This window comes from Bacillus sp. JJ1503 (genome assembly GCF_036965125.1).
Lineage (GTDB): Bacteria > Bacillota > Bacilli > Bacillales > Cytobacillaceae > Cytobacillus.
The window spans coordinates 1-8447 of sequence record NZ_JBALOZ010000146.1 but is presented as its reverse complement, the minus strand read 5'-3'; the positions used below and the strand labels follow the sequence as shown (position 1 = coordinate 8447).

Sequence of the window (8447 nt, the reverse complement as noted above, 5' to 3'; positions counted from 1 at the left end):
CGTTTAACGTTTTTTCCTTTTTTTTAAATTTCTTTCATAATTTTTTTGTAAATTTCCTTTTCGTTAAACTCTTCACCCATTGGAAATCTCTTAATAAATTTATTGTTTTCATCAATTAAATAGACAAAGGTGCTATGAACATAGAATCCATCCCCAGGATCTCTGTACTGGAATTGAAAAGTGCCGGCTAATTCTCTAATTTCCTCTTGATCCGCTTTCATATTATTCTGGTCCCCTGTAAGGAGAATCCAATTTCCGTCATCTTCAATCTCAAAGGTTTTCATATAATTCTTCATTTTTTCTGGCGTGTCCCGATAAGGGTCAATTGAAATCGTCAAAAATTCGACATTTTTGCCAAAAACCCCAGCCTTTTCTAAATCCTTTTTCAAAAATTTCATTTTTTGCGTAGTCGTTGGACAAATATCAGGGCAGTGGGTATACATAAATTCGACCAGCTTCAGCTTTTTATTTGATTCCGAGAACGCATATTTTTCTTCGTGCATCGTTACAAGCGTAATGTCATCTGGAATCTTAGATGTCACATCTCGAATAATAAAAAAGGAAATTCCAGCCGAGATTCCTAAAATAACAATAATTCCACAAATAATATATAGTTTTTTCATTATTTCCCCTCCCTTAATAAGAATAATGAAAATGTGAGAAAAATCCTATGGATAATATGTGAACATAGATATAGAGTGGGAGGTTTTATTTTTAAAAATTGGAAAAGCCAAAGGAAATCGATTCCTTTGGCTTTTTAAGCGAGTTAATTATTTCATTGAAATCCAAACACTCTTCACTTCAGTGTAGTTATTTAATGCATAGGATCCCATTTCACGGCCGATTCCGGATTGCTTGTATCCGCCAAACGGAGAAGCTGCATCAAAGGCATTGTAGCAGTTTACCCAAACTGTACCTGCACGCAGTTTATTGGCAATATAATGTGCATTCGCGACATCACGAGTCCAAACACCTGCTGCCAGTCCGTATTCACTGCTATTCGCGCGATTAATTAATTCATCGAGATCATCATATGGAAGGGCAGAAATAACAGGTCCGAAAATCTCTTCCTTCGCAATTGTCATCTCATCACTAACATCAGCGAAAATGGTAGGGGAGACAAAGTAACCTTGTTCTTGTGGCTTTTCACCGCCAACAACAAGCTGGGCACCTTCATTTATGCCCTTTTCGATATAACCTAGTACACGATTTTGCTGTTCGATCGAGACAAGCGGACCAATCTCTGTATCAGCATGAATACCTGCACCTTGTTTAATATTTTTGGCATGGCTTGCCATATCTGCCACAACATTGTCAAAATGCTTCTTCTGTATAAATACGCGAGAACCAGCGCAGCAAACTTGACCTTGGTTAAACATAACCCCATTTAAAGCACCAGGGATGGCTTTTGATAAGTCCGCATCTGGAAGAATGATGTTAGGCGATTTTCCGCCTAGTTCAAGAGTGACTCTTTTTAACGTTTTTGAAGCTCTTTCCATAATCATTTTTCCAACTTCTGTGGAGCCGGTGAATGCAATTTTGTCAACTAGCGGATGATCAACAAGCGGCTGGCCTGCTGTTTCACCAAAACCTGCAACAATATTGACGACACCAGGAGGGAAGCCCGCTTCTTGAATTAATTCTGCTAAATATAATGCTGAAAGAGGCGTTTGTTCGGCTGGCTTAAGTACGATTGTACAGCCTGTAGCAAGTGCCGCTCCCATCTTCCACATTGCCATTAGAAGAGGGAAGTTCCATGGAATAATTTGTCCGACAACTCCCACAGCCTCATGACGAGTATAGTTGAAGAATGGACCATTTACTGGAATGGTTTGACCAACGATTTTCGTAGACCAGCCCGCATAGTAACGCATATGCTCAACAGCTAGCGGAATATCAGCATTAGTTGTTTCACGAATTGGTTTTCCGTTATCTAATGTTTCTAATTGTGCTAATTCAGCAGCATTTTCCTCCATTAAATCTGCTAGCTTATACATGAGTCTGCTTCTTTTTGCAGTTCCCATCTTAGACCATGGACCTTCATCAAAAGCCTTTCTAGCAGCTTTCACAGCAAGGTCGATATCTTCTGGACCAGCTTCGAATACGTTTGCAAGAACCTCCCCAGTGGCAGGATTATATGTTTCAAATGTTTTCTGAGACTTGCTTTCTACAAATTCTCCATTAATATACAAATGTTTTTTACCGCTTAAGAACTTTTCTACCTTCTCTAATAAATTGACTGTTAATTGGCTCATAAAACTCCTCCTTAGAATTGTAGTCTTATGTATTTCATGATGCCATGTTGAGTAGAATTCTTTCGCGAACACCTACAATACAATGGTAACAATTTAATAGTTTAATAATCAACTATAAACATTACAAATATTCTGACACCGTTCGACGAATGCTTACAAATTTTACTAAAGAATGAATTGCGATCAATATTTAATGGTAATTTAGGGAATTTTTAGTATTTTTGTAGTAAAATTATAATGATTTTAATAGAAATAATCTCGTTTAACTAATAAGGATTGAAAAAGGTCGCTATTAAGGAGGGATGTTTATGCGGACCGAAAAGATCTTAGTTGTAGATGATGATCGTGATATTAGGGAGGTCTTGTATCTTTATTTAAATAATGAAGGCTATGATGTTACATTGGCAGATAACGGGGAAAAAGCACTGCTTCTTTTTGGGAGTAATAATTTTGACTTAATCTTATTGGATGTAATGATGCCGGTAGTAGATGGATTTGAAACATGCCAGTCATTACGGAAAAAATCAAATGTGCCTATTATATTTTTAAGTGCAAAAGAAGACGATATTGATAAAATCCTAGGCTTACGAATTGGTGGGGATGATTATATAACAAAACCGTTTAGCCCAGCAGTATTAGTTGCAAAAATTAAAGCGCAATTAAGAAGAATCAGACAAAATGATTTCGAAAGCAGCAACGAAAAGAAAAATCGGGAAAACGATATTCTTCAATTTCCCGACCTTACAATAGATATAGATCGACATGTGGTACAAAAATGTGGAGAAAAAATCTCACTGCCAGCAAAAGAATTTCAATTATTATGCCTATTAGCTAAGAATGCTGGAAGAGTTTATAGTGTGGAACAACTTTTTCAGCAAATATGGGGTGAAGACAGTCTTGGTGACAATCGTACGGTAATGGTACACGTTAGCAACTTGAGAAAAAAAATTGAACCTGACCCAGTAAAACCCATATATGTACAAACCGTAAGAGGAATAGGGTATAAATTTAACGATGACTTTGAATAGCTGAAGGATTATTTCTTAAAAACTCTTTTATGTCTGTGATTGAAACACCCATTGATTTAGCTTTGATGATAAGGGATAGCCATTCTTTATCCAGTTTTCCATGAATTGCTTTATCGGAAGCTATTGTACTACTATTTAAAGATTGCTCCATATTAACCTCCATTAACAGAATTGATATAGTAATTAGAATATATTAAATATTATAAGTACAGTATAAATTTACTTAAAGTTTTATTAAAGTTTTTAAAGGATGAGGAATATGTTGAATGTTTCTGGGTATAAAAAATTAATGCAAAAAGACAAAGACGAATTTGCCAAATATTATTTAGGTTATTCTTCTTTCAATGAAAATGATGTCATCATACAAAAGATCATGGAGCCTTCTTTTTACACGCAATATGATTTTGAATATTTTCAAAGAGAATTTGATTTACTATCCTTCATACACCATCCAAGCATTGTAGTACCAATACGGTTGGAGAAAAAAAACAATGAAATCCTACCCGTTTATGAACCGTTCGAAGGGGAGCTTTATAAAAAATTTGTATACACACAAAAGTACACTTTAAAAGATTTTTTTACCATAGCCATTCAATTTTGTGAAATCATTGAATATATTCACGATCAAGATTTGATGTTTCTTCATTTAAATCCATATAATTTCATCGTCAATATTGAAAAAGGACAACTATCGTTATTAGGTACTTTTAATTCGCTCTATCGTGGTAAAAGCATCATAACGGATCAAACAAATAAATTATTATCTTCATGGGAAATCGCCTATATTCCGCCAGAATTAACGGGAAGAATTAATATCCAAGCAGATTATCGGGCCAATTTGTACACTCTTGGGATTATTTTTTATGAGCTTCTGACAAAAAAGCTTCCCTTTGAAGACTCAGAGCTTTCAGAAACTATACATTCACATTTAGCCCGAATTCCTACTTCGCCTTCAGAAATTAATGCCGACATCCCAGAAATCCTTTCAAATATTATCTTGAAGCTATTGGAAAAATCACCTGATGAACGTTATCAGTCTGTAAATTCAGTAAAGAAGGACTTTGAATATTGCTATGATGAATTTGTCAAAACCGGTTGGGTAAAGAAGTTTCCTTTAAATTATCAAAATAAAGCTACTAAACAAATGAAAAATGTTCTGTTTGGCAGGGAAAAGGAATTAGAAAGTTTATATGAAGGATTAGCATGCGTCTTTGGTGGTTCCTCAAAGACTGCTCTTATATCAGGGCCATCTGGCAGCGGCAAAACTGGTTTAGTTCATTATTTGCATAATAATAACATGGAAAATAATTTTTTATTTTTAGAAGGAAAGTTTGACCAATTACTTAGGAATATTCCGTACGCCCCTATTATCCAAGCATTTAAAACTTGGGTTCGAATTATTTTATCAAAGGGAGAAAAAAATGTAACGATCTGGAAATCAAAAATTCTTCATGAACTTGGACCATATGTGAGTGCTTTATCCTTTCTTCTTCCTGAAATTGAATGGATTATTGGAAAACAGCCTGCAATTGAGAGGATGTCTTCATACGATAATCATAGTCATTATTTAATGATGTTTCAAAAATTGATTAATTTTATTTCAATTGAATGTCCACTTATCATTTTTATCGATGACCTTCAATGGTCTGATGCAGCATCATTAGAGTTAATTTGTTACTTAATCAATAATACGAGGGAAAATCGATTATTTTTGATTATTGCCTATAGAGATGGCATAGATTTGGAGGAAAACAATCGAGTAAACACAGCTTTAAAAGAAAGTATTCTTACGAATTTAAATGATAAAGTTGTTATTTCCCTCCAACCATTGTCAATAGCACAAATCACTCACTGGATCTCTATTCAATTTGATATTGATAGCCGGATAAGTACACAAATTTCTTCGATTATTTACAAAATAACAGCAGGAAATCCTTTTTTTATCACGCAAATTTTTCGAAGCTTAACGAAAGAAATGTTAGTATCAGCTGATGATGAAGCAATGGAACATATTCAGCTTACATTATTAAATGAGATCTCAATAAATGAGGATATTGTTAGCTTCATTATTAGCAGGATAAAAAAGCTACCCGAACATGATCAAAAATTACTGAAAGCAGCTTCTTGTTTAGGCAGAAAAGTGAATGGAGAACTAATATCTGAAATTTTGAAAATCGATAGTCAAAACATCAATCATTTACTTCAGGATGCTGTTACTAAAGGGTTTGTCGTACCTATAGTTGATAATCATTCAGAAGAAGATAATAATAAATTTTTATTTATCCATGACCGTGTGCAGCAAGCCCTTTATTCACTTCTTTCATTAGATGAGAAACAATATTTGCATTTAAAAATTGGTAAATATTTAAAAGAAAATCAACCTATCCATGTAAATAATGAGGATTTATTTGAAGCTGTGTCACACTTGAATATTTGCACTAAATTGTTATCGGAGGAAGAGCGGAAGGAGTTAGCAACTTTAAATGCTCGGGCGGGGAGAGAAGCAATAAAAGTGGCTGCGTTTCAGGCTGCATACAATTTCTATTATGAGGCAAAGGGGCTTTTACAGGAGGACTCATGGCAAGACAACTATTCCCTAACTTTTGAAATAATGAAAGGATTAGGGGAATCAGCCTATCTAAATAGTAATTTTAAGCTAGCTGAAAATACCTTTAAAGAAGTAATAGATAAAGCGAAGACAAAAGAAGAGAAAATTAAACTTTACAATAATATGATTATGTTATTTACCCATTTACATCGAGTAAATGAAGCTGTTGATGCGGGTTTGAAAGGGCTGCAGTTATTTAATTGGAACATTAAACCAAATCCAAGGAAAGCAGACATAGCTAAAGAGTTACTTCTTATTCAATTTGCACTTATTAACAAAAAACCAGCAACACTTCTCAACTTGCCACATATGAAAGAACCATCACAGAAACTTTTTATTGAAACATTAATTAATTTAAATGCCCCATCGTTTCATGTAAATCAGAATTTATCTACTTATTTAATGCTAAAGGCTTTTCATTTTACATTAAAAAATGGTCAAACGGATTTTACTTGCTTAGTATTTAATAATTATTCACTTATTCAAAGTGCTGGCTTTAATAATTTTTCTGATAGCTATGAATACGGCAACATTGCATTACAGCATGTAGAACGAGGAAATAAGATTAATTTGAAAGCAAGAGTTTATTTTGTTTTCGGCACATTTGTTAATCATTGGAGAAATCCATTGCGCGACAATCTTTCATACTTAAATGAAGCACAGCAGCTTAGTGTCGAATCAGGTAACATTCATTTAGCTGGTGCATCAAGTTCCTTTATCATTATAACTATGTTTATTCAAGGTAACAGCCTTAAGGAAGTATCGATGGGTGTTCAAAAACAGCTGGAATTCGTAAAAAGTATTAACTATCGAATATCAGTAGATTTTATTCATGAAATGAAGCATTGGCTTGAAGTACTATCGAATAGGGATGTAACCCCTAATTTTGATATGCCAATTACAAATAGCGATCAGTCTGCTGATATTATTCATTATACTTTAAGACTGCAAATGGCATTTTTATTAAAAGAAGAGGAGCAGGCAAGCAACTTACTTAAGATGTTGTCAAAACTAATAACAAAAACAAATGTTCTCGTTATAACACCTGAATATTATTTTTATCAAACATTATGGTTATGTCGTTTATATGAAAAGGCTACTAAGCTGGATAGAAAGATTTATATTCGAACAATAAAAAGAAATATACAAAAAATGAAAAAGTGGGCGGAAAATGCCCCTGTAAATTATCAACATAAATATCTGCTAATGAAGGCAGAACTAAATAAAGTATTGAATAAAAGCAAGGAAGTGATCACTGGCTATTATGAAAAAGCTGCCTTTTCAGCAGGTGAATCTGGATTTTTACAGGATGAAGCGATTATTTATGAATGTATGGGTGATTATTATATAAGAATTGGCTATAAGCAATTAGCACAATATTTTTTCAAATTGGCTTATCAACAATATGTAAGCTGGGGTGCAGTTATAAAAGCAGAGAATTTAAAAAAACAGAATTTAGATATGTTTCCTTTGTTAAATGATCAGGTCGCTAGAACTGTAAATATCGATACGGAAACAATTATTAAAGCTACGCAAGCAATATCAATGGAAATCAATTATGAAGAATTAATGATCAAAATGATGAAAATCATGATTGAAAATGCTGGAGCTGAAAAAGGATATTTACTTCTTCATGAGGAAGGCAGATTACATCCCGCCATTCAAGGGAACTTAGACAAAACTTATTTATTGGATAATCAAGTTGATATTTCCGAGTTTGCACAAGAAATTCCTCTTCAACTTATTCATTATGTTCTCAAAACGGAAGAGGCAATTGTCCTAGAAAATGCGGGTGCAATTGGACTGTTTATTGATGATCCATATGTCAAATTAAAGAAGCCGAAATCCGTACTAACATTGCCGATTATGTATCAAAATCTATTAATAGGAATTTTATATTTAGAAAATAACATCATGACTCATGCATTTACGAAAGAAAGCATACAAATGTTAACTATTCTTTCATCACAGGCTGCTATTTCACTCGTAAACGCAAGAGTGTACACGATGCTTGAAGAAAAAGTAAAGGAGCGTACAAATGATCTTCAGGGTGCCATAACGAGTCTTGCTGAGGCGAATAATAAACTTGAACAGGAAGAAACGTTGAGACGTGACTTTTTAGCGAATATTTCTCATGACTTAAGAACTCCAATAACCTCAATACAAGGGTATATTGAAGCGATTATTGATGGAATTATTGATTCTCCTGATAAACAATTAAGCTATTTAAAAAGAAGCAGAGAACGTATCCTTTCTTTGAATCGTCTAATTCAAGACTTATTTGATTTATCACAGCTAACAGCTGGGAGCTTCCATTTTTCAATGGAAAATGTCGCTATAAATAAACTCTTCTTATATCTTTGTGGTCAGTATGAATGGGATGTTAAAAAGAACAACTTAGATTTTATCATTACGATTCCAGCATTAAATGACTCAGACTATCCATTAGTTTCTGTTGATATTAGAAGAATGGATCAGCTGATTTCAAATTTAATCAATAATTCAATCAAGTATACGAAAAACGGAAAAATTCAACTTGAACTAATTATTGAGGAG

Annotated in this window: 5 protein-coding genes; 2 read left to right on the top strand and 3 right to left on the bottom strand. The window is 33.8% G+C overall.

Annotation, left to right across the window (positions count from 1 at the left end):
- Window positions 1-23: 23 nt before the first annotated feature.
- Window positions 24-623 (bottom strand): SCO family protein, encoded by a 600-nt coding sequence (locus V7149_RS12490; RefSeq protein ID WP_335345957.1) that lies wholly within the window; start codon window positions 621-623, stop codon window positions 24-26.
- Between the two features lie 147 nt (window positions 624-770).
- Entirely contained in the window at window positions 771-2255 is a 1485-nt protein-coding gene (locus V7149_RS12485) for an aldehyde dehydrogenase family protein (protein WP_335345956.1), read from the bottom strand.
- A gap of 308 nt (window positions 2256-2563) precedes the next feature.
- Here V7149_RS12485 and V7149_RS12480 point away from each other — a divergent pair, with 308 nt between their 5' ends.
- Window positions 2564-3283: a response regulator transcription factor gene (locus tag V7149_RS12480; RefSeq protein WP_335345955.1), complete on the top strand. Its 720-nt coding sequence runs from the start codon at window positions 2564-2566 to the stop codon at window positions 3281-3283.
- Here the strand turns inward: V7149_RS12480 and V7149_RS12475 are convergent.
- On the bottom strand, window positions 3264-3434 hold the full coding sequence (locus V7149_RS12475; protein WP_335345954.1) for an anti-repressor SinI family protein: 171 nt from the start codon (window positions 3432-3434) through the stop codon (window positions 3264-3266). The two genes, V7149_RS12480 and V7149_RS12475, sit on opposite strands and share 20 nt — an antisense overlap.
- A 108-nt stretch (window positions 3435-3542) precedes the next feature.
- Between V7149_RS12475 and V7149_RS12470 the strand changes: the two genes are divergently transcribed.
- Window positions 3543-8447 (top strand): AAA family ATPase (locus tag V7149_RS12470; protein ID WP_335345953.1); only part of this gene is annotated, 4905 nt, incomplete at its 3' end.

Bases quoted from the DNA above. Each gene is read 5' to 3' on its own strand.
- V7149_RS12485 (WP_335345956.1), bottom strand. From the start codon at position 2,255: ATGAGCCAATTAACAGTCAATTTATTAGAGAAGGTAGAAAAGTTCTTA.
- V7149_RS12480 (WP_335345955.1), top strand. From the start codon at position 2,564: ATGCGGACCGAAAAGATCTTAGTTGTAGATGATGATCGTGATATTAGG.
- V7149_RS12475 (WP_335345954.1), bottom strand. From the start codon at position 3,434: ATGGAGCAATCTTTAAATAGTAGTACAATAGCTTCCGATAAAGCAATT.
- V7149_RS12490 (WP_335345957.1), bottom strand. From the start codon at position 623: ATGAAAAAACTATATATTATTTGTGGAATTATTGTTATTTTAGGAATC.